Below are 22,016 nucleotides of genomic sequence, written 5' to 3'. Positions count from 1 at the left end.
CGCCTGACGATATAAAGGGCGGGTCAGCTGCCGGTATAGCGGGCTTCTAAGGCATCGAAGGCCTCCTTGGCGACAACACGTTGGCGCTCGGAAAAGCTCGCCAGTTTCTCTTCAGCGCCCGATAAGGAGCCCTGTTTCTTCAGGTGCCCGAGGACGTCCTGCACCGCGCGGATGGTCGCTTGAAGTGCTGCGTTAGCATAAAGAGCAACAGCAAAGCCGAGATCGCGCAATTCGTCGATCGTCAGAAGGGGCGTCCGACCACCGATGACTAGGTTCGCCAGCTGCGGAGCCGGTAATTGGCCGATGGCTCGCAGCTCCTCTACCGATTCCGGAGCTTCAACGAAGATGATGTCAGCTCCCGCTTCCGTCATGGCATGCGCCCGCTCAAGCGCCCGCTCGAAACCTTCGACGGCTCTTGCATCGGTTCTCGCGATCAGAAGAAGATTCTCATCCTGCCTTGCGTCAAGTGCTGCGTGGATTTTGCCGATCATTTCCGGCAGGGGCACGACTCCCTTTCCGGAGAAGTGGCCGCACTTCTTCGGAAAGATCTGATCCTCGAGTTGGAGCGCTGCCGCTCCGCTGCGCTCCAGCAGTTTAACGGTGCGGTGCACATTCAGCGAATTGCCAAAACCCGTGTCGATATCGACGATCAGCGGCAGCGAACACACATCCGTGATTCTCGACGCAGTCTCGGCGAGTTCGGTAACGCTGACGAGGCCGAGGTCAGGCATGCCGAGATGAGTGTTGGCCAAGCCCGCGCCGGTCAGATAGGCGGCCTCGAAGCCTAAATCCTCAATGATCCGCGCGTTGAGAGCATTTGCGGCGCCGGGAACAAGAAGGGCGTTCCGCTGCTCGACCAACTGCTTCAGGCGAACTCTGGCTCCAGAGGGTGATTGCGACGTCGCTTTTTGTTGAAACATGCTGCTTGCCATTATGTCCGCTAAGCTCGCGCTGGCCCCCAGCCGCGAGTTTGCTGCTCCGATTGTCATATATAAGGGCCACGCCTCCTAGTCAACTGTTGACAGTTCGCTGTATGCTGCTAGCCTACCTTAGAGCGCATAAGAGAAAACAATTCTGCTCAGTGTTACGGAGGAACGCTCTAATGATGAAATCAAGTTGGTATTCCAAAGCCAAGTCATGGCTCATGAGTGGGGCTATTGCAGCCACGGCTCTGGCGGCGGCCCTGTCCTCACCGGTCAAGGCTCAGTCTTGGGACGACACGGTGGCGGCCGCCAAGAAAGAGGGAAAGGTCGTCTTCTATAACAACCTGCAGCCTAACGGCATCGAGCCATTGCTGCAGAAATTCCGTGATAAATATCCCGAGATCCAGACGGAGCAGATCCGCCTCGGCAGCAATCCGCTCATCGAGCGCTTTCAGACTGAGTTCAATTCCGGCCGTCACATCGCCGACGTTTTCATCACCTTCCCGGACGAGCGCGTCACCGAGGGCATGAAACAGGGCTGGATGGCGCAGTGGACGCCACCGGAACTGTCCAACTTTCCTGCCGGCGTGAACCAGAACAACATGCTCTTCACGCTGCAATATGCGCGTGAGGCCATTATCTGGAACAAGGGGCTCGTGAAGGATTCCGAGGCTCCCAAGGAGTGGGCGGATCTCTTTGATCCCAAATGGAAGGGCAAGGTAGGCATGAATCCGCCCTGGCGGTCAGTGTCGATCCAGCAGATCGTGGCTTTCTGGGAGGATAAAGGCTTCCCCGATGCGGCCGAGAAGCTGAAGGCGAACGACGTTCGCTTCTTCGAAGGCTCGGGCGGTATCATCCAGGCGGTAATCCGCGGTGATGTGCGTGTCGCAGAATTGACCGATCTTCCTCTCAATCCGCTGCTCGAAGACGGCGCTCCTATCGGGTACGTCTACCCGAAGTCCGGCACGACTTCCTCGGCCAACGTGGCATTCGTTGCAAAGAATGCGCCTCATCCGAATGCGGCCCGTGTCTTCCTCAACTGGCTCATGACCAAGGAAGGGCAGGAGGCCCTTCAGCAATATGGCGGTCTGTCCGTCACTCGGAACGGCATCCCGCCGCTTTCCAAGCTCCCTGCAACCTCTCAGCTCTCGAATGTCGTGAGCGGAGAAGAAATTCTGACCCCCGAGCGGCAGAAGAAGATCGTCGAGCATTGGCGCACCGTTTTCGGCGTCCGCTAAGATGAAAAGCTGAATGGCCGCATGTCTGCCATGCGGCCATTTCCATCATTGGCGAGAAGAGTTGGGAACTGAACAATGACCGATAAGGCGATCACCGCGACCGCCGATGAGTTTGTGGCCGGGAAGATCAAGGGACGGCGATCACACGACCGTGTCCTCAATGCTGTATACGTTGCGACATATGTCATTGTGATATTGCTTGTCACAATTCCCATTGCGGCCCTCATTTACGGGAGCCTGCGCACCAGCGCTCCGGGAACCGAAGGTGAATGGACCCTTCAAAATTATGCGAACCTCTTTTCCGGAGGTGTTCTGTCGACCATCGCCACGACACTTTGGATCGGGCTTCTGTCCTCTGCTCTCTGCATTGTCATTGGAGCGGCGATCGCCCTTGTGGTTCATCGCACAGACTTCAAATACGGCAATATCATCACGGCGCTGATCGGGCTTGCCTTCTACTTCCCTTCATTCATTCTCGCGATGGCCTGGATCATCATCGGTGCGCCCGGCGGCATCTTCAACGCAGTTGTGGACGATGTCTTGGGAATGCCATGGCTTCGGATCGACATCTATACGGCCATGGGTATCGTCATCGTCATGGTGCTGCACCAGGTGCCATTCGTCTATCTGACGATGCGTGGCCCGATCCTCAGCATGGATGGAATCTATGAGGAGGCGGCCCGTACCTCGGGTGCTAAGCCTCATGCGGTTCTGTTCCGGGTGACTCTGCCACTTCTGAGCTATTCCCTGATCTCGAGCTTCATTCTCACCTTCATTATCACCATTGAGCAGTTCGCAATTCCAGCTCTCATCGGCATCCCGGGCCAGGTGACCATGTTGGCAACCCAGCTCTATCTTCTTGTTCGGTTCTCGCCGGCGGATTATGGGCTGGCGGCCGCCGTGGGTCTGGCTCTCAGCGCCATCACAGGAAGTGCGATCTGGGCTCAGCGACGGGTCACGCGGACCGGGCGTCTGACCACAATCACCGGCAAGGCCGGGCGGGCGACTCCCATCCCGCTCGGACGCTGGAAATGGGCCGCCTACATCCTTTGCTTCGGCTTCGTGTTCCTCGGCCTTCTCCTGCCGATGGTGATCCTCATCTACACGTCCCTGCTGAAATGGTTCACGGCCAATCCCATGAGCGGCATGTATACCTTGCGGAACTACATGTTCATTTGGGAAAGCGCATCGACCATGCGCAGCTTCTGGAACACGTTGATCGTATCGGGAGTTGGCGCGGCCATCGGCGTGGTTCTCGGCCTTCTCTGCTCTTACTTTACCCTGCGGCTGAGGCCGACGGGGTATAGAGGGCTCGACTTTGTCGCGAGCCTTCCCTTCGGGGTGCCGGGCATCGTTCTGGGCCTCGGACTTCTCTGGGCCTACGCCTATCTGCCGATCCCGCTTTACGGCACGCTTGCCCTGATGATCATGGCCTTCATCACGCGCTTCCTGCCGTATGCGACCGAAACAATCGGCGGGCAGTTGGTCCAGATCGACAAAAGCCTGGAAGAAGCTGCCTGGGTGGGCGGCGCAACGCGGCTCGGGTCGGTTTTCAGGATCCTGCTGCCTCTTGCCCGCCCCTCGGTGCAGGGAGCCTATTTCCTGCTTTTCATGGCTTTCTTCCGTGAAATCTCGTCCGCGATCCTTCTCTACTCGGCGACCACCTCCGTGGTGTCGATTTCGATTTGGTCGTTCTTCGAGCAGGCAAATTGGGGTCTCGCGAGCGCACTGTCAGTGGTCGCAACCGTCATCATCTTCGCAGCAATGTCGCTCATCATCTGGCTGCTGCCATCAGCACGACGCGGCTGAGAGAAAGTGTAGGTAACGCTATGAGCATCGTCGTTCAGAATCTCGTCAAGCGTTATGGCGTCTTGACGGTGGTCCATGGCATCTCGTTCCAGGTTGCCAGAGGAGAATTTGTGAGTCTGCTGGGGCCGTCCGGTTGCGGCAAGACAACGACCCTCAGGTGTATCGCTGGGCTGGAGGATGCCAATGGCGGCATTATCAGGATCGGGGATGAAGTCGTCTCCGCACCTGAGCAGGGCGTTCTGATCCCGCCCCACGAGCGCAACATCGGTATGGTGTTCCAGTCCTATGCGATCTGGCCCCATATGTCGGTGGCTCAGAACGTCGGCTTCCCGCTCACGATCCGCAAGGTTCCGGCGGCCGATGTCGCCAAGCAGGTGGATGAGGCGCTGGAGGTCGTAGGGATGCGCCACCTGAAAGACCGCCAGCCATCGCAATTGTCAGGTGGTCAGCAGCAGCGCGTGGCCTTGGCGCGCGCCATCGTAGGCCAACCGAAGGTTCTCCTCTTTGACGAGCCACTCTCCAATTTGGACGCCAAGCTGCGCGAAGGAACACGATCCGAGATCCGCCGACTTCAGCGTGAACTCGGGGTCGCTGCCGTTTATGTCACGCACGATCAGGAGGAAGCGTTATCCATGTCGGATCGCGTCATCGTGATGGAAGCCGGCAGGATCATGCAGGTCGGCGAGCCCAAGGATCTCTACCGGAGACCGGTCAACCGCTTCGTGGCCGATTTCGTCGGGCGGGCGAGCTTCATCGACGTGACCCGGGGGCCGGATGGCCGGACTTGGGTCACGCCTGATGGCACGCAGATACGGCTCGATGCTTCCAACCTTAGTGCCAATGGTCAGTACCAGGCCATGTTGCGACCCGAGGCCGTCCACTTGTCGGCCGCAAGCCGGGAGGCGGCGCATCACGAGTCGGTGAACCAGTTGAGAGGCCGTGTCGAGGAGGGGCACTACATGGGAGCCTACACGGAATATTTCGTGAGGGCTGGAGGGACCATCGTAAAGGTGCATTCCGCGCTCGACTTCACGCCCGGAGCGGACGTGATGGTCAGCTTTGCGCCAGCAGACTGCCACCTTGTCGCTGTGCCTGAGAAGACAGCCCAAGCGGCCTGACTCCATTCTCTGATGGCGGCAGGGCAACCAGTTTCGCGAATTCCATCATCGAAGCGCTTCGGCCGGAAGTCGGGCGCTTGATAGCCTCAGCATGAGCACGCCGATGCAACTCCAAGAGATCGCTCGCGTTTTGCGCAGCAAGAACGCTGGTCCCTGTCTCGTCACCTTTGATCTGATTTTCGACCGTTCTGAGGATTTCGAACGCGTCCGTTCGCAAGTGGCTCGCTTGCGGTCTGAGGTTGCCGCCCGCTATGGCCGCTCCGAGAACGAGGTCCGGGTGATCGATTATGCGCCTGCCCAGGCGGTGAAGATCACGATCCCCCGCGATATCATGTCAGGGGATCCGGGAGATCGCGATGTCTATGGCGCGCAGCAGCATGCGCCGTTGCTGGAGATTGAAGTATGAGCGCTATCGAACGCCTCGTGAATGAGTTCTCCGGCGGACGCCGCCGGCCGCTCCGCGTTCTCGGAGCCTCGGGGCAACTGGGTTATGGGATACCGACGCCGGCGCTCAATGAAGGCTTGCGTCGCAACCCCGACATGATCGGGTGCGACATGGGCTCCATCGACATAGGCCCGCACTATTTGGGGAACGGCACGATGGCACCGACGCGGGTCGGCGCCAAACGGGACCTTCGGAAGGTGCTGAAAGCCGCGCGACAGCTCGACATTCCCTTGATTATCGGCTCCGCTGGTTCCGCAGGAGCCGCCCCGCATCTCGAGCAGACCGTCGATCTCGTACGGGAGATTGCCCGCGAGGAGGATCTTCACTTCAGGATGGCGGTCATCCCGGCGGACATTCCGCGTGACGTCGTGAAAGCCGCCATCAGGACTGGGCGCGTCCATCCCCTGGATACGATGCCGGATCTGACGGAAGAAGAGGTTGACGCCGCATCCAATCTGGTCGGGCAAATGGGCGTTGAGGCGTTTCGCAGGGCTCTGGAGGCCGGGGCCGATGTCGTGATTGCGGGCCGGGCCTGCGACACCGGTATTTTCGCCGCCATTCCGATCATGCTCGGCTTCCCGGCCGGCATTGCAACCCACATGGCCAAGATCGTCGAATGCGCATCGCTCTGCTGTGTTCCAGGCGGGCGCGATACCATTCTGGCGACCTTGGACGATGAAGGCTTCGATCTGGAAAGCATGGCGCCCAACCGTGCGGCGACGCCGAGTTCGGTGGCCGCTCACAGCCTCTATGAACAGGCCGACCCTTACGAGATCCGTGAACCGGCCGGCCGCATCGATTTGAGGAACGTCACTTATACCGCGCTCGATCCACGAAGGACGCGGGTCTCCGGGGCCGCTTTTGAGCCAGCCCAGCGACAGACCATCAAGCTCGAGGGCGCGCGATCGGTGGGACACCGGGCGCTTCTGCTGTGTGGTGCTGCCGATCCGCGCTTCATTGCACGTCACGAGATGATTCTAGAGAGCGTGAAGGCGGTCGTCCGCGATCTTGTCTGCGAGGATACCGAGGAGGATTACAAGTTGTTCTTCCGCGTTTATGGCGCGGATGGTGTCCGGGACTGGGGGGCAGCTCCGGACCCACTGCCTCGCGAGGTTTTCATCCTGGGCGAGTGCATTGCCCCCAGCGCGCAGCGGGCAGAAGAGGTGGTCAGAACGACCAAGCAATACCTTCTCCATCATGGTTACGAAGGGCGTATCTCGACGGCCGGCAATCTGGCCTTTCCCTTCACTCCGCCCGAGGTCGTGACAGGTTCAGCCTATCGTTTCAACGTATTCCACCTCATGGAGGTCGACGATATGGCCAGCCTCTTCCCTGTCGAGATCGAAGAGCTGTAGAAACGGTTCAATCTCAGTGGAGATTTCAATGCGCATTGCGATCCTCGACGATTACCAGCGTGTCGCGCTTCAGTATGCAAGGTGGGATATGCTCGGACGAGACTGCGATATACAAGTGTTCGATCGCAACCTCTCGTCCATCGATGAGGCCGCGAATGCGCTGGCGGACTTCGATGTTCTGTGTCTCATGCGCGAGCGGATGCCGCTGCCGCGAGAGTTGATCGAACGCTTGCCTCGTCTCAAGCTCGTGATCGTGACTGGTGCCCGCACCCGCACCATTGACTTGGAGGCAGCCGCCAGCCACGGAGTGACCGTGTGCCATACCCATCCGGGAGAATCGCAATATGCGACGCCTGAGCTCGCATGGGGGCTTATTCTCTCCTGCGCCCGTTCAATTCCGGAGGAGCATCGCCACGTCCGGGAGGGGAGATGGCAGGAAACCATCGGTCTCTCTCTGGGCGGCAAGACGCTCGGCCTCCTTGGTCTCGGAAAGCTGGGGAGCCACATGGTGCCCATCGCGCGGGCCTTCGGCATGGATGTCGTGGCATGGAGCCAAAATCTCACTGAAGAAAGAGCAGCATCGCTCCAAGCCAGACGCGTCGACAAGGACGAGCTGTTTCGCCTTTCGGACGTGGTATCGATCCATCTGATCCTGGGCGAGCGAACCCGCAGGCTCGTTGGCGCTCACGAATTCGGGTTGATGAAGCCGTCAGCCATCCTCGTGAATACATCCCGCGGCCCGATCGTCGATGAGGCAGCGATGATCCAGGCCTTGCAAACCCGGAAAATTCGTGCGGCGGGCCTCGATGTGTTCGACCAGGAGCCACTCCCTCCTGATCATCCCTTGCGAACGATCCCGAACGCCGTGCTGACGCCCCATCTCGGCTATGTCACGGAGGGTGCCTACCGGGCCTTTTTTGAAGATACTGTCGAGGGCATTGCCGCCTGGCGGGCGGGCAATCCGGTCCGCGTGCTCGCAGCACCTGTCTAGATCAAGTCAGACCGAGCCCGAAACATTTCACGCATTCCAATTGGCTATTCCTGTTCGCTGGTGAGCCACGATAGGACTCGACCAGCGTACACAAGTCGGTTCTTTGCTGGATAGCGCACAGGAATCAGGTGCGCCGGTCGTAGCGAAGGGCTTTCGCGAGTTGTTCGACTGAGATTGTGTCGAGCTGCAAAACAGCATCCCGGATTTCTTCCGCCTTCCAGTGCGGCACCGCAAGCGATGCCGAGGCCATGAACTTCGCCACGACGCCTTCAAGCGGCAGAGCTCGCTCTCCCGCGCCGCTGTTGACCCTGACATGCCGTGTGAGCTGACGCCCGTCCCGGGTTGTCACTCGCACGCCGCCCGAGAAGAATTTCGGGAAGGCGGAATCCGGATCCGCGTGGCAGCGGACCCGCGTGGCCAGATCCCGAACCTGCGGATCGGCGAGCGCCTCGGCCTGGAGTTCGGGCAGACCGAACCTGCCCTTGATAAGGCATGTCGCGACAACGAATTGCGCACTGAACTTGGCCTCATAATCCGTGGTCGGACGCTCCTTCGAGTTTGCCGGCTCAGCGATAATGTGAAGTGTGTCCTTCGGCAGAAACGCCTCGACCTCCGCAATGTCCTCCGGATCGAGTTCCTGATGAAGTTCGATCGCGGCATCAGCGCAGCCATGAATGAAGTGGCAGACCGGATAGGGTTTGATGGCGGTATCGGCGAAATGCCAGTACTCCCCGAGCCGGTCGCTCATCCAGCTCAGGTCCACATCTTTTGCATGTTCGTGAAGGTGGGTCTGGAAGAGACCGAATTTGCCCTCATAGGGGCGCGACGGACCCACGAAACCGTTCTCCGACAAACGCGCGGCCGTGATGCCCGCGACCGCGGCCCAGCCTGGATGAAAGCGTTTGGTCCATGCGCCCTCTTCGAGGAAGACCTGGATCCCTGCGGCCGTGCTGGCGGCAATTCCCTGGGCGGCCACGATACGCTCGGTAGGCAAGCCGAGGAGCTTTGAGGCAATGATGCTCGAGCTGAAATGGGCGACAACTCCGGTCGCATGGAATCCGACATGGTGGAACCCGCCTTTGACAGATCCGCCGATTCGAACCGCAGCTTCCATGCCGGCGGCATAGGCCGTGAGAAGCGATTGACCGCTTGCCTTCAGAGACTCTGCGAAAGTCAGAGCGCAAGGCAGGCATGCAGCTGTCGGATGAACGATGCTGGTAAGATGCGTGTCATCGAAATCCAGCCCATGGATGAGCACCCCATTCGCCAGAGCCGCGTCGCGGGCAGGCAGGCGTTCAGAGCGTCCGATCACGGAGCAGGGGCCGCTCCCACCCAGCGCAACAGCCCCTGCAACAGCCCGTTCAGCATAGTCATAGGCATTTGACGCCAGGCCCACGCCCAACGCATCGAGAATAAGCATCTTGGCTCGATCGATGGCGGAGGCGGGAATGTCGCTGTACCGCAGATCGGCCGTGAATCTTGCCAAGCTGTTCGCCGGCCCGTTGGATGTGGTGACTTCGGCATTGTGACGGGCGTCGAGCATGGGGCATCCAATCGCTGGGATTCTCTGATGCTGCATTGACAGCACTCAATGTGTATAATGTCAACAGTTTACGCAATCTTGCAATTCAGTGCGGCCCATGCTAGAAATCCATGGAGTTCAGATGGGCATAAGGGCGGGAAGGCTCGGGTGAGGCAATCAATCTGACACCGGGTATTGATCCGCAACGCCTCTCGATCATGTGCTAAAAGCATGTAACGCGTTGATGTAGTGGATGTTTGTCGGTTCCTATTGCCAGAAAGGTCCGGCGCCCATAGGAGAGAGCGCAAATCACCGCTTCCACCCTGCAATCTATTAAGGTAACAGAATTTCCTATGAGCGATCTTTTGAACAGCAGGGTTCAGGCCCAATCCTTGGTAGACGTCGTGGCCGAACGGCTTGAGGCCGCCATCATCAGCGGGGAGCTTGCTCCAGGCAGCAAGATCAGCGAGCAGGCGCTTGCGAAATCTCTCGGGGTGAGCCGCGGACCTCTACGGGAAGCAATCCGTCGGCTCGAGGGGCGCAAGCTCCTTCAGAGAACGCCGAACATCGGTGTACGCGTGGCGGCCCTGTCGGTCTCGGACCTGTCTGATATTCTTGTCGTTCGCGAAGCCCTGGAGGGGATCGCGTGTGGCTTGGCGGCTCAGCGAATGACCGATGAGGAAATCGCTGGCCTTGAAGCCCTGCTGAAGGAGCATGGCTCTCGCAAGAGCATCCAGGTTGGGACGGGCTATTATCAGGAAAGCAAGGATTTCGACTTCCATTTCCGGATCGTGAAAGGAAGCCGCAACGAGCGCCTGATTCAAATGCTGTGCGGTGATCTGTACGATCTCTTGCGTGTCTACCGCTATAAATCCAGCACCTTACGGGGACGGGCGAGAAATGCCTTCGAGGAGCACACGGAAATTGTCGCTGCTCTCGTCAAGCGCGATCCCGAACTTGCAGAACAGAAGATGCGCGAGCATATCCGCAATGCACGGCTCCACGTTGAGGCGCAACTCGGAGCGTCCTCCGAGGAGAGTGGACCATCCCCATCCGTAAAGATGCCGCCCGCTCCAAAGAAGATCTCACGGCGTAATACCAGGACGACAGCGGCTTAGCGCCCAGCTTCGCTTAGAGCGGACTTAAAGGTCTCTGCCATCTGAATGGATCGAGCCGCGCCGGCTTCCGGCGCGGCTCGATGCGTCTTGGCGTATGCCGCCGATGCATTCCCGTCTGCCCTGATCCGTCCTTGGTGCAATGCAGGAAGCATTGCATTGCGGGAATCTTTCCTGTAAAAAACTGACAACTGTCTACAGTTGGCGGTAAAGCTCCGATAGGAGCGGCAATAGAAAGATGACCGGTTGCTAGACCCTTGTCCGGCAGACCAGGCGCGGAGGAAACGAGGAAGCCCATGGAAGAATATGATGTTGTCGTCGTTGGTGCCGGTAATGCTGCATTGGCAGCCTCCGTATCCGCCAAGGAGAATGGTGCGGAGCGGGTTCTGGTGCTCGAGAAGGCGCCTCGTGAGATGCGAGGCGGGAACACCCATTGGAGCGGCGGTGTGTTGCGCTTCGCCTTCGATGATCCCCGCGAGATCGCGCCTCTTATTCCCGGAGCGGCCGAGAAATATGAGAACTTCTATGAAGGTATCTCACCCTACACGAAGGAAGATTATCACGGCGACCTGATGAGGGTGACGAACGGGCGGACGGATCCCGTTCTCTCGAAAGTCCTCGTCAACAATTCCAAGGACACGGTCTTCTGGATGAACAAGACCGGCCGCGTGAAGATGGAGCCGGCGATCACCTTGTCAGCGGTCAGAAAAGACAACGTGATGATCTGGGCGCGTGGTCTCGTAGTTCGAGCCGAGCACGAGGGAGTCGGTCTGTCCCGGAGCTGGTTTGCGACGGCGGAACGGATGGGGATCGACATCCAGTATGGCGCCGCTGCGATCGAACTATGTCTTAACGAAAATGGACGCGTCAGCGGCGTGAAAGTCCGTGACAACGACGGCATTCGTACGATCCGCACGAAAGCGGTCGTGCTCGGCTGCGGCGGGTTCGAAGCCAACGTGCAGATGCGCACTCAGCATATCGGACCTCTGGTCGGAGCCGCCAAAGTGCGTGGAACGCCTCACAACCAAGGCGACGGCTTGCGCATGGCTATGGCGATCGGCGCGATGCCGTGGGGACAGTGGAGCGGCTGCCATGCAACGCCCATCAGCGCAGATTGGGGCGAGTTCGCTCCGCGCGAGTTGACGGATCGCAGCAACCGCTTGAGCTATGTCTATGGCGTGATGCTCAACCGTCGTGGACGTCGCTTTGTGGACGAGGGTGAAGACGGGGCGCTCTTCACTTATGCGAAGTTCGGGCGAGCGATCCTCGCCGAGCCCGGCGGAAAGGCCTATCAGATCTTCGATTCGAAGGTCGTCCATCTTCTTGAGCCGCGCTATGAAACCAGCACGCCGATCGTGTCCGATACGCTTGAAGGACTTTTGGAACAGCTCGATATCGAGGACAAGGAACAGGCGCTGAAAACGCTGCTTGAGTATAATGCGGGCGCCCGTGATCCCCAGGACGGATACGATCCGACCCGTAAGGACGGGCTGCGGTCCCGTGGCCTCAATCCCGAGAAGACGAACTGGGCGCTGCGGATCGATAAGCCGCCATACTATGCCTACAGCGCCACTGGCGGCATCACGTTCACCTTCGGCGGTCTGAAGGTCGATGAGAACGCGCAGGTGATCGGGACCGATTGGCGGCCTATCCCGGGGCTCTTCGCCTGCGGCGAAATGGTCGGGGGTCTGTTCTATGACAACTACCCGGCTGGAACGGGCCTTGTCTCCGGAGCCACATTCGGCCGCATCGCCGGCCGGAACGCTGCCGCACGATCATGAGGAGGCGCTCATGAGCGACGTAAACCAACTGGCGCAGGTGTCCCTCGCGGCGCGGCTTGCCGAAAAAATCTGTGGCTTCAGCAAGCAGCAGGTAACGAAAAAGGCCCTTCAGCAGGCCAAGACATGCTTTCTCGATACGGTGGGCGTGACTTTGGCGGGCATCCCGGAGGACTGCACCCAGATCCTGCTGCGAACACCAGGTGTGGCCGAGGCGCCCGGCAGCTCTCTGATCTTCGGTACGGATCTACGCACGAGTGCTCTCGATGCAGCTCTGATCAACGGAACGGCCTCTCACGCACTTGATTACGACGATTTCAACAGCGTCTTCGGCGGGCACCATTCGGTGCCCCTCGTGGCGGCTCTCCTGGCGGTTGCCGAGGAGCGCAAGTACTCCGGCGAGGAGGTTCTTCTCGCCTACATCGTCGGGGTGGAAACCGAGCTCAAGCTCGCCCGCGCCGTCCATTTCCATCACTACGACAAAGGATGGCATCCGACGGCGACGCTCGGAACCTTCGGGGCCGCGGCTGCCGTGTCCTATCTGATCCGGCTGGACCAGCAGAAAACCACGATGGCTCTCGCGATCGCCGCTTCACTCGCAAGCGGCATCAAAGCCAATTTCGGCACCATGACGAAGCCGCTTCATGTCGGACAATGCGGGCGCAACGGCCTGCTTGCAGCATTGCTTGCCGAAAACGGGTTCGATGCCAATCCCTCGGTTCTTGAGCACCACCAGGGCTTCCTGAACGTCTTCAACGGGCCTGGAACATTTGATGCCGAGAAGCTCTTTGCCGGATGGGCGGAGCCACTCGAGATCGAGAGTTCGGATGTTGGCTTGAAACAGTTTCCATGCTGCGGAAGCACGCATCCTGCCATCATGATGATGCTGAACCTGGTCCGTGAAGAGGGGATCACGGCAGACGATGTTGCACGGATCGAGGTTCTCCCTCACGGACGTCGGTTGCGTCACACCAACACGCCGCATCCGAAAACTCCCATTGAGGCGAAATTCAGCGTTCAATATGTCGTGGCGCGTGCCCTGTTGGATGGAACTGTTCGTCTCAAGGATTTCGAGGGAGACGCTCACAATGAGCCTGCCATCCGGCACCTTCTTCAAATCACGCAGGCGCGCCCACATCCCGATATGGCCGACGATGCCGCGGAGCAGTGGGGCGCTGAAGTGGTCGTGGAGCTGAAGGACGGTCGCAGGTTGTCGAGGCGGGTGGATAATCTTGTCGGGCGCGGCGGCGAAAATCCCATGAGTTCGGATGAACTCTGGGAGAAGTTCGAGGATTGTGCGAGTCGCTCATTGCCGCGGGAGCAGATTGCTCCGCTCTTCGAGCGGCTGGAGACCCTTGAGGCTGTCGCAGACATCAGCCAATTGACTCGCCTGCTTCAGGTGAGCAGCCTTAGGGGGGCTCGAAAGGCCGAGGCGCCGGTTTCGTTCGCAAGCCGAACGGAGCAGGAGGCGCCCGAGACAACCTGGGTGCCGTAAGGAGCGATTGCATGCGCCAGGGCCGAGGCTTTCGGAAATGCCATCCGAATGCCTCGGCGGAACGGATCAGCAGCGGCCTCGCGGTTGAGCAAAAAAGGGGAGGTCATCAGGAATCTCATGGTTGCGATTCATGAGGATACGCAGGACCAGGCCAATGGGCGTTGGCGGCCCATGGAGACAGCCCCGAAGGATGGCACGGAAATTTTGTGCTTCACGAAATATGGAGATTACGAGATTTCCCATTGGCGGGCCGTCACCCAATGCTGGGTCAGCAAGCGCGGTTTCTTCGTTGATGCGACCCATTGGTGTCCTTTGCCGAAGCCGCCCGTTCACATCTAGGCACGAACAGCTTTCTCTCACTTCAGGGTCAACCTCTTCATCATAAAGGTCTAGCCTATGCGCATAGCGATCCTTGATGATTATCAAGCATCAGCTCTCAAGCTGGCGGATTGGGGCAGCATTCCCAATGCCGCTGTCGTGCCGTTCACCGATCATGTTCATGAGGAGAGGCAACTCATTGATCGCCTGAGCGAGTTCGATGTCGTTCTCAGGATTCGCGAGCGCACGGAGTTTCCCCGCTCAACCCTGGAGCGCTTGCCCAAGCTGAAACTGCTCTTGGCGACCGGCATGCGCAACGCGCGCTCCATCGATCTTCCGGCAGCCCGAGATCTCGGCATCACGGTCTGCACGACTGAGGCCTATCATCAAACTACCGTGGAGATTACCTGGGGTTTGATCCTGATGCTCATGCGCCGGATGTCACTGGAGGCGGCTTCGTTGCGGAATGGAGGCTGGCAACTGGGTCTCGGGCTGGGCTTGGCCGGCAAGACACTCGGGATTCTCGGCCTGGGAAACATGGGTCAGCCCGTCGCCCGCATTGGACAGGGCTTCGGCATGCGGGTCGTCGCCTGGAGTCCCAACCTGACGCCTGAGAGAACCGCCCCACACGGCGTCGAATGCGTGTCCAAGGAAGAGTTGTTTGCCAACTCGGACGTGATCACGATCCACATTCCTCATAGCGACACGACGGAGGGCATCGTATCAGCCGCCGACATTGCCAGGATGAAGCGCTCCGCTTTTCTCGTTAACACGTCGCGCCCGAAGCTGGTTGACCAATCTGCGCTCCTTGATGCCTTGCTCCACCACAGGATCGCAGGTGCAGGTCTTGATGTCTTCGACATCGAGCCTTTGCCGCTTGAACATCCCTACCGCTATCTGCAGAACGTCATTGCGACGCCGCATATCGGATTCGTGACCGAGGAGAACTATCGGCTGTTCTTCAACCAATCGATCGAGAACCTGAAAGCGTTTCTCGATGGGAAGCCGATCCGGGTCATAAGCTAGTGCAGTAATCCGGAACAGTCCGATGATGGTCAGGTGAATACAATGCTTCGAGGGGGCTGGATGAAGACGGATATCAATGAAGACCTCCTTAAGGTTCTGGCCCCTGCCGGAAGCCTGCGTGTTGCAATCGCAGTGGGCAGCGCAGTCTCGGCGGTCTGGACCACCCGCGATGCTGAAACGGGCGAGCCTCGTGGCCCGACCGTAGACCTCGCAAGGCTGATTGCTGCACGGATCGGAACCCCCCTGACATTGGTCGAATATCCAAGTTCCGGTGCGATCATCGAGGCCGCATCAACGGGAGCGTGGGATGTTTCCTTTACGCCTGTAGACGCTGAGAGAAAGCAGGTCGTCGACTTCGGCCCGAATTACTTCCTCGGCGAAAGCACCTACCTTGTTCCAGCAGGCTCCAGCATCAACAGCATCAGCGATGTGGACCGGGGAGGGGTACGGGTCTACGGAGTCGAGAACACGGCAACAATCCGAAGCTCACGTCGAACGCTGACCCATACGACCGCAACGGGGCTGGCCAGTCTTGATGAGGCTTTGGTGAAGTTCGGTAACGGGGAGGTGGATGCTCTGGCCCTGGGCAAGGAATCTCTCCAGAGTCTTCTTTCACAATTCCCTGGCGCCAGGATGCTGGATGGTCATTTCCATGCTGCCGGCACTGCCGTGGCCGTGCCGAAGGGCCACACCGATGCGCTGGAAGTCTTCAGCCAGATCATCGAGGATCTGAAGGGTGATGGGACCATTCGCAAGATCTTCGATACTCACGGCATGGAGGCCGCGACCGTTGCGCCTGTCGGATCACGTTCCTAAAATGGAAAGGAGCCCGACATCTCTTCAGGGGCCAGGTCTCGGTTCATCAAGCTCATGGGATGCCGCCAGCAGAGTTTGATGAGGAGGAACCCACAGTGGCAGACTGGAACGCAGGGCAATATCTGAAGTTCGAGGACGAGCGCACTCGCCCGTCGGTCGATCTGCTCCGGAGGGTGCCGCTATCGGACCCGCAGCATTGCGTGGATCTCGGATGCGGCCCAGGAAACAGCACGGAATTGTTGATCAGGCGCTTCCAAGCCGCACAGATAAGGGGGCTCGACAACTCTCCCGGAATGCTCGCCAAGGCGCGGGAGCGCCTGCCAGGTCTGACGTTCGAGGAGGCTGACATTGCGACATGGCAGCCGAAGGAGCGTTTCGATCTGATCTTCGCCAATGCCGTTCTGCAATGGATCCCTGACCATCCGGGTCTCCTGAGCCGTCTTGTCTCGTTCCTTAGGAATGGCGGCTTCCTTGCGGTGCAGATGCCCAATAATCTAAACGAGCCGTCGCACCGCCTCATGGAGCAGATCGCCCATGAAGGTCCATGGGCAACGAAATTGACATCGGCCTCCGCGGCAAAGGAGAAGATCGGCTCGTTCGAGGATTATTACGCGTGGTTGCAGCACGCCGGGTGCACGGTGGATATCTGGCAGACGACCTACGTTCATCCTCTTGATGGCGCCGACGCTATCGTCGAATGGTTCAGGAGCACGGGACTGAAGCCGTATCTCGACCCACTCTCTCCAGAGGAGCAAGCTCAATATCTCGGTCGGTACAAAGAGGAGATCGCCAGAGCCTACCCGGCTCAGGCTGACGGGAAGGTCCTCCTGCGTTTCCCACGCCTGTTCTTCGTCGCGCAACGGCTGCGATAGGGAGCCAATGCGGCGGCGTTGTCCCGTTTTCGGAGGCGGGGTGGTCCCCAGGGTTGTCCAGTGGCGGTGGAGGGCGCGGGCTTGGGCCAGTCGAGGGCTTCCTGCTCCCACAGGTGTGAGGTGGCTTGAAGTTGCAGAACCTGCTTGTAAGGGGCGGCTCCACCAAAGCTCCGGTTCTGGTATGCAATCAACCGAGGTGGGAGCGCTGACTCCACCTCTTTAAGCTTTTTTGATTGAGCTTCGGGAAGCGTCGTTAGAGGGATCATCGTCTCGTCACGACCGTCCGTTCCGCCGGAATCCATTCATCACCAAACGGGGTGTATCCGCATTTGCTACCACCTTTGAGGTAGAGGCTGCGCCCCCAAATAGCCATATAGCTACGCCGTATTCCAGCCAGATCACCAAACTGTTAAGCCAGTTCGGCTCAATTGTGAATATTACAACAAAATAAAGCTACTAACGGGGCCGTTCGCTGATGGTTAGCTCGGTACAGCCTACTAACATTTTCGCTCCAAGCGCAGAAAAATCGCGCCAAAGAGCCCAAGATGCTTGGTTGAGTCAATTTTATACCGTAGCGCAGGGATATGTTGTGCGCCTCTGCTACAGGGGAGGCGCTTACTTGGTAAAGCATAGCGCCACCCGTTTGACTGGCCGGGCTATCTTGTTCACACGTGGGTTTGCTCCCAAGCTCCAGAATGTGTGGGAGGAAACCTCACCCATCTTTCACTCGCAGGTCCGCAAGCTGTCTCCCTCTCTCCCGTTGCTATCGTCACCTGACGCAAACGGGATTGATGAGGTGGATGATGTCGGAATGGTGTTGGGCGAGTTCGAGAAGCTCAGTCGTGACCAGCAAGACAAGGTTGCCAAGAGCTTGGCGCTCCTCTGGGATACTTTCATAGAGGTGTTCGGTGGTGTGAGTGGATTTCAGACTGCCTCACCAATCGAGCAACAAGCATATATAGAGAGGCTCAGTACAGCTTCCCGCCGCATGGAAGTCGCACGGGGATCTGATGTGGCCTTTCACTATGTGACTGTCGAACTAATGCGGCAGTACGTTTCTTTCCTTCAGACCAGCAGTAAGAATCCCCGAGCTATCGTTCTTGCAGGGGCAGTAGCTCCTCTGATCGACCGTGGGCGCGGTATTAGTTAGGGTGAAGATCCGGCTCCCATAGAGGCCCTCACAGCCTCCCAGTTGGCTAGCCCATCCATCCGTTGATTCTCGGGGTGTCCGGCTACTCGAACTCGATAAGCGCCTGTTGGAATGCCTCGCGCACCGTGATCTTTGGACTCTGAGTACAGACTTTTGCGACCGCCTGATTGATCTTTGCAACCTCTGCATCGGCCTCCTCGCTGCCCGTGGATATTCCCGCGAAGGCTCCGCCCGATGAGCTTTTTGCGGCCTTTACGAAGTCAGCGCAGCGCATGTTGCCAGGATCAGCAGGTGTGACTTGTGCTACAGATGGTGAAGCAAGCACCAAGGTAAGGGCAGGGATGATCTTTGTTTTCACGGGGTATCCTGACGGCTCTAACGCGCCGTTCGGCAGTAGGATGCTCGATGCTGTAGCGTCAATGCTACATTCTCCTTACCCGCGCTTGCTCCGGGCTTCTTGTAGGCGCTCCATATAGCCCTTTAGCTTTTCCGCTCCTTGCAAGCCGCGAAGAGCAATGACGCCACGCTCTTTGCGGCCTTCCTCATTGACGCCGTTAAAGAAGGCATCGCGCTCCGCCTTGGACATGGCGAGGACGGCTCTTGCCTCGCATTCGTGCTGCCAGTCTTCAGACCAAGTATTCACCGGTTGGCCAGTGATCTCAGAGATAGCGGTTGTGTCGCGGGAGTAGGTCATTCCGTGGGTATGGCATGAAGGGGTGAACAGGAGGTTGCTGGCGGAGAACACCCGTAAGGGATTGCCCGCTAATCTGACTACCTGAAGGCTTCAGGCTTTAGGCGCGCCGGACGTGAGTTGTTGTCTCCGCAACTCCGCGAGTAGCTTGACATAGGGAGCCCGTTTCCTGCGGTATGTCGAGATAAGCGCCTCACGCATGAGCTTCTTAATGTCTTTATGTGCGCTGCTCTGCCGTAATCTGACAAATTCTGGTTCATACCGGTAGTCTATGTCGCTCAAAGTGCGCGATACCCAAAGAATTTTTAGGTCTAATTCTGTCAGCATGCCTCCGACGTCGCGGCGGGCACGGTAATTATCGGTAGGATTATCTTGTGCGCTCCGCATAATTCATCCGGATTTTTAGGATTTGCCGGAAAATATATCTTTACAGATAGTTGAGAGGCAACAGGTGCAACCTTGTCTTAGTAGGTAGATTTTTGCGCCCGTAGAGGTAATCCAGAGGTCATAACTGTATATCCTGTGCCTGAGGCTATCGCCGCACAGTCGGCTGTGCCCCAGAAATGAAAGGGCCGCGCCTGAACTCTGATCCGGTCCAAGTCTGCGGCCCTTAGCCCGTCATGCCCCCACGGACTACCTCAGCGGTATCTGATTTGGTCCCCTTGCGAACAGATACCCAAAAGGGTTAACCCCTCGGAGGCCTGCCAATTTCTCTAATGATTTGTTTACTGTTGCTCACCGGCCTTGGATTTGCATGTGCGGGCCGAAAAGCTGAGAGCGCCTTTCTGGCGCTTTTCTTCTTAGGTCGTGCCATCTCTCCGGGAGACCATGCAAGCCGCAGGGGATTGGACGCCAAGAAACAACAGCTATCAACGGCTGATTCTTACCCCTGAAGGCTGAATTCGAGCCGCTTGCCTAATCCTCGCCAAGATTTCGGTTCGGCATTTGCTTCCGTCTAGTAAGAAAGATAGGAAGCAAGATGCAAGAATATGATCGTTTTCCTATAGATCAGTTGCCGCCGAGGATCAAAAAAGCTGTTCTCAGTGAGTTCAAGGGACGATGCCCCACAATCCTAGAAGTGGTCACTACGCCTGACTCTCATTGGCTCTCAGTTCCCAACATGGGACATACATCACTCGCGCGATTGCGCTCTGTGACAAGGGGAATGCGCCGAAAGGTAGGGATTCCGACACTATCGGGATTGCCTGACGCTGAACTGGTATCGCGGACCCGGCGCTTGGAGAAACAACTCAAGCAACTCTGCAATCAGCTTAAGGCACACAGGGACGAAGTTCGGATGAGGGGCATCTCCCGCTCTCATTTCCACATTGGATCCAACGGCCCTTAGGCGTCTTCTTCTTGAGAGCTTTATGTTTACCAAATGCCAGTCTGGTGCGTTCATTTGATTGAGTAGGATCGTTTCAGGTTCACGAGAGAGCGCGAACGAGCAGGAGTTACATGCCATGGCCGAGGCGCGGGTCGGTATCCGGGTCGCGGAGGACCGGCAATCCGTGACCGTTGAGATTGGCCCTGTCGGGGGCTTGTCGTCCCCCGTCGGATTGGATCTCGAGCAGCTCACCAGATTGATCACTCTGCTCGGACGAGCAAGATCCCGGATGCTTGAGGGAACACCGAAGCAATCCCTTCATGGAAAGGCGGTCGAAACTGTGATTGATCCGCCCTGGTACATTAAGTCTGCAGATATTGACGGTTCACTTCTCGCGTTCGATCATCCCTTCTTCGGACCGGTTGCCTTCGTCATTCCAAGGGATGACGTGGCCAAGATTGTTCAAGGCTTGAGTTCTCATCTCGAGTGTCCCGCGGTTCAGCAGGGAAAGCCAAACTAGACAATTTAGGACACCTCATGCCCCGCTACTTCTTCAATGTGCATATCGGAACCGACGTTATCGAAGACCCAGAAGGGCAAGACCTCCGCGATGCGGATCAGGCGTGGGAGTTAGCTAAGGCGATGGCTAAGGGCCTCATGAGCACTAGCTTCGAGAAGCCCATCAACTGGGCTGTGTCTCATATCACCGTCAGAGATGACCTCGATGAGATCGTTCTGGAGTTTCCGTTCATTGAGGCCATCGAACTGGGTGAGAGATCGCACTAACCCTGCCAAGGCCGGTTGCTGGCCTACCAGGTGCTTGGGAAAGCGTTTCAGAGCCTTGAGGACTTACCGCCTGACAAAGGGAAACTTTTGCTCCCAAGCTGAAACCTTGGTCGCAAGGCGGGGTTCTAAGCAGGTTGTGTGGCGTATCAATCCTCTTGCCTTCCAAGGAAAGGTCCCATGCTGAAACTTCCAGTCTGCGGATTTGCCAAACGTGCTGATGATACCGTTGCTCGTGCCATGGCTATCCTGAAGAACAAACCAGACTATACAGCCAAGCCTTCCAACACCGCTCCTGAAGGTCGATCGAGAGACCAATCGGCAAGGTGAGATAAAGCCAGCATTCGCTTTCAAGCTGAGGGTGCACTTAACCTACGCCTTGAACGCGGAGGAGCAGGCTGGCGTTGTCTTGGAAGCACAGCTTGTGTGCTGAACAGTGAGGCTCCTATGAACATGTCCGACATGGCTCACAGGGTCACCGACGCCATCAAACGGATGACCGACAGGCTGACGCATCGCAAAGACGCTCAAACCCACCCGTCATCCAACAAGGATAACGTCTCTGGCAGGAAGAAGTGAGCAGGGAGGTGGGGGTACCTGGGTGGTGCCCTGCCTTTTAGACGGCTTTATTAAATCTCGGGCTGGAGACCAAGCTATGCTGCAAAGCCTATTTGGTGACTACCCTACGGGATCCTACGAATTGAGGCTTCCGCTGTTGATGTCTTCAATGGGTTTTGCATGGCTCCCAGTCATGCATCGGTGGAGACTCCACCAAATGTCGATGGAGGCCCAGTGTCATTCCGTCTGTTGGCGCTGGGTCTCTTACAAGGAGGCCAAGATGCCTCTTTAACTTCACCCTTCGGTGCAACTCAGAAACTGAGGCTCTTGGCTGGCTGGACCTGCCTGACCGCATTGCCGCCCACGATGAGGCGCTGAAAATTGGCCGAGTCTACCGCTTAGCCATGTTGCAGGAAGGTGGTGACCCGACAGATTGCGGCATTGAGATTGCCGACCAGACGCTTCAGCTGATCGAAGTGGTACCGCTCTGAACTCGGAAGAGAAAGGACCACGCTCGTATCTTTGGCGCTCCCTCCCCACATTCTCCGAGGGGTTGTTGATGGGGGAATCGATGACCAACAATCATCTCAAGTCTTTCGTAATGCCGTTAGCGGTCGCTGCCGGCCTAGGGGTTCTTGGGATGCTGATTGCGGCCTTTCTGGGGATCGCTTGGGAGTAGTCAGGCT

20 protein-coding genes are annotated in these 22,016 nt (G+C 58.0%); 16 read left to right on the top strand and 4 right to left on the bottom strand.

Translation table 11 applies throughout. The annotated features are described in order from the left end of the window. Window positions 1-23: 23 nt before the first annotated feature. Entirely contained in the window at window positions 24-920 is an 897-nt protein-coding gene (locus AA309_RS24670) for an isocitrate lyase/PEP mutase family protein (protein WP_047191683.1), read from the bottom strand. A gap of 182 nt (window positions 921-1,102) precedes the next feature. On the opposite strand from AA309_RS24670, the gene AA309_RS24665 reads away from it, so the two are divergent. From AA309_RS24665 to AA309_RS24640, 6 genes are all read left to right on the top strand, one after another. Then, the gene (locus tag AA309_RS24665; RefSeq protein ID WP_047191682.1) at window positions 1,103-2,161 is read left to right on the top strand and encodes an ABC transporter substrate-binding protein; all 1,059 of its coding nucleotides are present in this window, start codon (window positions 1,103-1,105) and stop codon (window positions 2,159-2,161) included. Window positions 2,162-2,236: 75 nt separating this feature from the next. Next, window positions 2,237-3,970, top strand: coding sequence for an ABC transporter permease (locus tag AA309_RS24660; protein ID WP_047191681.1), 1,734 nt, complete (start codon window positions 2,237-2,239; stop codon window positions 3,968-3,970). 20 nt (window positions 3,971-3,990) lie between these two features. Further along, window positions 3,991-5,088, top strand: coding sequence for an ABC transporter ATP-binding protein (locus AA309_RS24655; RefSeq protein ID WP_047191680.1), 1,098 nt, complete (start codon window positions 3,991-3,993; stop codon window positions 5,086-5,088). A gap of 103 nt (window positions 5,089-5,191) precedes the next feature. Next, the gene (locus AA309_RS24650) at window positions 5,192-5,494 is read left to right on the top strand and encodes a DUF4387 domain-containing protein (RefSeq protein ID WP_052954970.1); all 303 of its coding nucleotides are present in this window, start codon (window positions 5,192-5,194) and stop codon (window positions 5,492-5,494) included. Then, window positions 5,491-6,888: an acyclic terpene utilization AtuA family protein gene (locus AA309_RS24645; protein ID WP_047191678.1), complete on the top strand. Its 1,398-nt coding sequence runs from the start codon at window positions 5,491-5,493 to the stop codon at window positions 6,886-6,888. Before AA309_RS24650 ends, AA309_RS24645 begins: the two co-directional genes overlap by 4 nt. Window positions 6,889-6,916: 28 nt before the next feature. Beyond that, window positions 6,917-7,879 carry a D-2-hydroxyacid dehydrogenase family protein gene (locus tag AA309_RS24640; RefSeq protein WP_084731602.1) on the top strand — a complete coding sequence of 321 codons (963 nt, stop codon included), beginning with the start codon at window positions 6,917-6,919 and terminating at the stop codon, window positions 7,877-7,879. Between the two features lie 124 nt (window positions 7,880-8,003). On the opposite strand, the gene AA309_RS24635 is transcribed toward AA309_RS24640, so the two are convergent. Further along, on the bottom strand, window positions 8,004-9,422 hold the full coding sequence (locus tag AA309_RS24635; protein ID WP_047191676.1) for an MmgE/PrpD family protein: 1,419 nt from the start codon (window positions 9,420-9,422) through the stop codon (window positions 8,004-8,006). A 332-nt stretch (window positions 9,423-9,754) separates the two neighbouring features. Here AA309_RS24635 and AA309_RS24630 point away from each other — a divergent pair, with 332 nt between their 5' ends. The 8 genes from AA309_RS24630 (at window position 9,755) to AA309_RS24595 (ending at window position 17,971) form a co-directional block, all read left to right on the top strand. Continuing rightward, window positions 9,755-10,519, top strand: a complete 765-nt coding sequence (locus tag AA309_RS24630) for a GntR family transcriptional regulator (protein ID WP_084731600.1) — start codon at window positions 9,755-9,757, stop codon at window positions 10,517-10,519. Between the two features lie 293 nt (window positions 10,520-10,812). Beyond that, complete coding sequence (tcuA, locus tag AA309_RS24625; protein WP_047191675.1) at window positions 10,813-12,297, top strand: FAD-dependent tricarballylate dehydrogenase TcuA; 1,485 nt, start codon at window positions 10,813-10,815, stop codon at window positions 12,295-12,297. A gap of 10 nt (window positions 12,298-12,307) precedes the next feature. Continuing rightward, complete coding sequence (locus AA309_RS24620; protein WP_047191691.1) at window positions 12,308-13,789, top strand: MmgE/PrpD family protein; 1,482 nt, start codon at window positions 12,308-12,310, stop codon at window positions 13,787-13,789. A 117-nt stretch (window positions 13,790-13,906) separates the two neighbouring features. Next, entirely contained in the window at window positions 13,907-14,128 is a 222-nt protein-coding gene (locus AA309_RS24615; protein ID WP_150117735.1) for a DUF551 domain-containing protein, read from the top strand. Window positions 14,129-14,185: 57 nt separating this feature from the next. Further along, window positions 14,186-15,133, top strand: a complete 948-nt coding sequence (locus tag AA309_RS24610; RefSeq protein ID WP_047191673.1) for a D-2-hydroxyacid dehydrogenase family protein — start codon at window positions 14,186-14,188, stop codon at window positions 15,131-15,133. Window positions 15,134-15,193: 60 nt separating this feature from the next. Beyond that, window positions 15,194-15,949 (top strand): transporter substrate-binding domain-containing protein, encoded by a 756-nt coding sequence (locus tag AA309_RS24605; RefSeq protein ID WP_052954968.1) that lies wholly within the window; start codon window positions 15,194-15,196, stop codon window positions 15,947-15,949. A 95-nt stretch (window positions 15,950-16,044) separates the two neighbouring features. Then, window positions 16,045-16,821, top strand: a complete 777-nt coding sequence (gene tam, locus AA309_RS24600; protein WP_047191690.1) for a trans-aconitate 2-methyltransferase — start codon at window positions 16,045-16,047, stop codon at window positions 16,819-16,821. Between the two features lie 796 nt (window positions 16,822-17,617). Next, window positions 17,618-17,971, top strand: a complete 354-nt coding sequence (locus AA309_RS24595) for a hypothetical protein (RefSeq protein WP_150117733.1) — start codon at window positions 17,618-17,620, stop codon at window positions 17,969-17,971. A gap of 82 nt (window positions 17,972-18,053) precedes the next feature. Here the strand turns inward: AA309_RS24595 and AA309_RS24590 are convergent, their stop codons facing one another. Together AA309_RS24590 and AA309_RS24585 are read right to left on the bottom strand one after the other, a co-directional pair. After that, a complete protein-coding gene (locus tag AA309_RS24590) occupies window positions 18,054-18,329 on the bottom strand; it encodes a hypothetical protein (RefSeq protein ID WP_150117732.1) in 276 nt (91 codons plus the stop codon). Between the two features lie 75 nt (window positions 18,330-18,404). Then, window positions 18,405-18,665 carry a DUF7696 family protein gene (locus AA309_RS24585; RefSeq protein ID WP_047191669.1) on the bottom strand — a complete coding sequence of 87 codons (261 nt, stop codon included), beginning with the start codon at window positions 18,663-18,665 and terminating at the stop codon, window positions 18,405-18,407. 1,861 nt (window positions 18,666-20,526) lie between these two features. Here AA309_RS24585 and AA309_RS24570 point away from each other — a divergent pair. Further along, entirely contained in the window at window positions 20,527-20,775 is a 249-nt protein-coding gene (locus AA309_RS24570) for a DUF6894 family protein (protein ID WP_047191667.1), read from the top strand. 177 nt (window positions 20,776-20,952) lie between these two features. Beyond that, a complete protein-coding gene (locus AA309_RS35455; protein WP_160310540.1) occupies window positions 20,953-21,102 on the top strand; it encodes a hypothetical protein in 150 nt (49 codons plus the stop codon). Window positions 21,103-22,016: the final 914 nt, after the last annotated feature.

Origin of the sequence: Microvirga vignae, from assembly GCF_001017175.1 — a bacterium.
Classification (GTDB): Bacteria; Pseudomonadota; Alphaproteobacteria; order Rhizobiales; family Beijerinckiaceae; genus Microvirga; species Microvirga vignae.
This window is presented reverse-complemented; position numbering and strand designations above follow the sequence as displayed.

Coding starts and splice junctions, on each gene's coding strand:
- AA309_RS24670 (WP_047191683.1), bottom strand. CDS start 920: ATGTTTCAACAAAAAGCGACGTCGCAATCACCCTCTGGAGCCAGAGTT.
- AA309_RS24665 (WP_047191682.1), top strand. CDS start 1,103: ATGATGAAATCAAGTTGGTATTCCAAAGCCAAGTCATGGCTCATGAGT.
- AA309_RS24660 (WP_047191681.1), top strand. CDS start 2,237: ATGACCGATAAGGCGATCACCGCGACCGCCGATGAGTTTGTGGCCGGG.
- AA309_RS24655 (WP_047191680.1), top strand. CDS start 3,991: ATGAGCATCGTCGTTCAGAATCTCGTCAAGCGTTATGGCGTCTTGACG.
- AA309_RS24650 (WP_052954970.1), top strand. CDS start 5,192: ATGCAACTCCAAGAGATCGCTCGCGTTTTGCGCAGCAAGAACGCTGGT.
- AA309_RS24645 (WP_047191678.1), top strand. CDS start 5,491: ATGAGCGCTATCGAACGCCTCGTGAATGAGTTCTCCGGCGGACGCCGC.
- AA309_RS24640 (WP_084731602.1), top strand. CDS start 6,917: ATGCGCATTGCGATCCTCGACGATTACCAGCGTGTCGCGCTTCAGTAT.
- AA309_RS24635 (WP_047191676.1), bottom strand. CDS start 9,422: ATGCTCGACGCCCGTCACAATGCCGAAGTCACCACATCCAACGGGCCG.
- AA309_RS24630 (WP_084731600.1), top strand. CDS start 9,755: ATGAGCGATCTTTTGAACAGCAGGGTTCAGGCCCAATCCTTGGTAGAC.
- tcuA (WP_047191675.1), top strand. CDS start 10,813: ATGGAAGAATATGATGTTGTCGTCGTTGGTGCCGGTAATGCTGCATTG.
- AA309_RS24620 (WP_047191691.1), top strand. CDS start 12,308: ATGAGCGACGTAAACCAACTGGCGCAGGTGTCCCTCGCGGCGCGGCTT.
- AA309_RS24615 (WP_150117735.1), top strand. CDS start 13,907: ATGGTTGCGATTCATGAGGATACGCAGGACCAGGCCAATGGGCGTTGG.
- AA309_RS24610 (WP_047191673.1), top strand. CDS start 14,186: ATGCGCATAGCGATCCTTGATGATTATCAAGCATCAGCTCTCAAGCTG.
- AA309_RS24605 (WP_052954968.1), top strand. CDS start 15,194: ATGAAGACGGATATCAATGAAGACCTCCTTAAGGTTCTGGCCCCTGCC.
- AA309_RS24585 (WP_047191669.1), bottom strand. CDS start 18,665: ATGACCTACTCCCGCGACACAACCGCTATCTCTGAGATCACTGGCCAA.
- AA309_RS24570 (WP_047191667.1), top strand. CDS start 20,527: ATGCCCCGCTACTTCTTCAATGTGCATATCGGAACCGACGTTATCGAA.
- AA309_RS35455 (WP_160310540.1), top strand. CDS start 20,953: ATGCTGAAACTTCCAGTCTGCGGATTTGCCAAACGTGCTGATGATACC.